Here is a 2,250-nt window from a genome sequence, read left to right as displayed (position 1 = left end):
GAAAGTGCTGATGTCTATCTGCCACTGCAACAAGCTTTAACGGCACTCGGTACCCCGACAACGACAGTACCACTGCGGAAAAGGGATTGGCTACCTACACTCGGCGGTCGATCGATGATACCGATTCTGCGACAACTCGATCGTACTGTTAATGCCGCTCTAGCAGATAATCGAGCCACTAAAATTAATTTAATCGGACATTCGGCAGGCGGTTGGATTAGTCGAATTTACATCGGGGAGATACCATATATCATTCATGGCGATGTCGATGAAACAGCAAAATTATGGAGTGCAAAATCGAAAGTAGATACCCTAATTACTCTAGGAACTCCTCATATTAGCGGCGAACGCTGGACGAAGAAAAACCTCGATTTTGTGAATGATAATTATCCCGGTGCCATGTATCCAGATGTCAAATATATCTGTGTTGCTGGCAAGTCAATTTATGGTGCCAAGAAGCTAGGTCAGTGGTTGGCATATAGTAGCTATCAACAGACTTGTGGTGAAGGCAATACATGGGGTGATGGGATTACCGCGATCGAGGCGGCACATCTAGCTGGTGCGGCCAATATTACAATTGAAGGGGTGAAACATTCACCGCGCAGTCCCGGCATCTGGTACGGTTCGCCAGGGGTTCTGGCTGAGTGGAGTAAGTATTTGAGTTAGAAGGCGCTACCGTAAAGGTTTAAGCATCATCACAGTAGATGAAGATTCAAAGCAGATACCGAGCTGGAGTTAGGTGGACGCAGAATATCTGAGATCCTCACTTGACCGATCGAGTATTCTCCCATTAAGATGTAGAGAGGGTCTGGCGGCGACGTTGGTGACTGCCAATAACGTTTTTTGATCTATGCTTGAATTTTTTACGGGAACTAATGTTGTTCTAGCGGCAGTAAACTGAACTATGTATTCAGAAACTATAAGCACGAACTTCCGGTACCCACCTGGTTTTAACCAGGTCATAAACTGAGGTAAAACGGCGTTGCGGCTGACCTAAATATTTTCAAAAAACAAACCCCGAACACTAGTTCGGGGTTTGTTTTTTGAAAAAGAGGGTAGAGGGTAGAGAGTAGGGAATTTAATACCAATTTAAATAGTTAACCCGACAGATCTCTACCCCACCCCAAGACAGAATGTGAAGTGGTAGGCGATTGGGGTGAACAGAGCAAGTCGGGACAGCAGATAGCGGATAGGGAATAGAGCAGGGTTTTGCTGATAAAGTGGATTGGAAGACATTTGATGAACTGAAGAGAATCATGACACCACAAGATTTGATGAAGCAGGAAGTTGGGAAGGCTGCTGCGGCGCGGGTACAGTCTAATTCGATCGTGGGATTGGGGACAGGTTCGACGACAGCGTACGCGATCGAGTTTATTGGCAAACGGTTAGCAGCAGGCGAAATTACCAACGTCAGAGGGATTCCGACCTCATTTCAGGCAACAGTGCTGGCAAAACAGTATGGTATCCCCTTAACGACGCTCGATGAAGCCGATCGGATCGATATCGCGATCGATGGCGCAGATGAGGTCGATCCTCACAAAAATCTGATTAAAGGTGGTGGTGCGGCGCATACCCAAGAAAAAGTAGTCGATGCCCTCGCCGAGCAGTTTATTGTCGTTGTCGATAATACCAAACTAGTCGATAAATTGGGCAGCACTTTTCTCGTCCCCGTCGAAGTTATCCCGATGGCTGTCACTCCCGTCATGCGGGCGATCGAAAAATTAGGCGGTAAACCCCAGCTCCGGATGGGTGTCAAAAAAGCTGGCCCAGTCGTGACGGATCAGGGTAATCTAGTGGTTGATGTAAAGTTTGACTCGATCGATAATCCGGCTGAGTTAGAAAAGACGCTCAATAACATCCCCGGCGTACTCGAAAACGGTCTATTTGTCGGTGTGGCAGATGTGATCCTAGTCGGTGAAGTTCAAGGCGATAAAGTCATTATTAAGGAAATGTAGAAATGGAGCCGAAGCCAGGAGTCATCGACGATCCCAAGAGATCGCGAACTCAGGTTAAATTAGTTGAAATTAACCACAGGAACGATCGATCGATTGTTCCTGTTTTTTGGCGATCCTATCTCTTTTGGAAATCATGTAGGTGATGTGCGATCGATCGTAAACTGTCGATCGGTAATGAGTAGGCGAAAGGCTCAAAGGTTTCAGGGAATTATATTACGATCGATTAGCGATCGATCACAGCTTATGATGCAAAGCGATGCTTGGACAGATCTCGAAAGAGTACTCTTTTCTCTTA

The 2,250-nt window shown here is 46.4% G+C and carries 3 protein-coding genes and 1 other RNA gene; all 4 read left to right on the top strand.

Translation table 11 applies throughout. The features are described 5' to 3' along the window. Positions 1-666 (top strand): lipase (locus RMO35_RS23490; RefSeq protein ID WP_309744884.1); only part of this gene is annotated, 666 nt, incomplete at its 5' end. Between the two features lie 140 nt (positions 667-806). Next, positions 807-995, top strand: a non-coding RNA gene (gene ssrS / locus RMO35_RS23485) — 6S RNA. 261 nt (positions 996-1,256) lie between these two features. After that, entirely contained in the window at positions 1,257-1,955 is a 699-nt protein-coding gene (gene rpiA, locus RMO35_RS23480; protein ID WP_309744882.1) for a ribose-5-phosphate isomerase RpiA, read from the top strand. Between the two features lie 63 nt (positions 1,956-2,018). Next, positions 2,019-2,250, top strand: a 232-nt coding sequence (locus tag RMO35_RS23475; protein ID WP_309744880.1) for a hypothetical protein, incomplete at its 3' end; no start/stop codon positions are given.

It is taken from the genome of Chamaesiphon sp. OTE_20_metabat_361 (assembly GCF_031364565.1).
This window is presented reverse-complemented; position numbering and strand designations above follow the sequence as displayed.

Bases quoted from the DNA above. Each gene is read 5' to 3' on its own strand.
- rpiA (WP_309744882.1), top strand. From the start codon at position 1,257: ATGACACCACAAGATTTGATGAAGCAGGAAGTTGGGAAGGCTGCTGCG.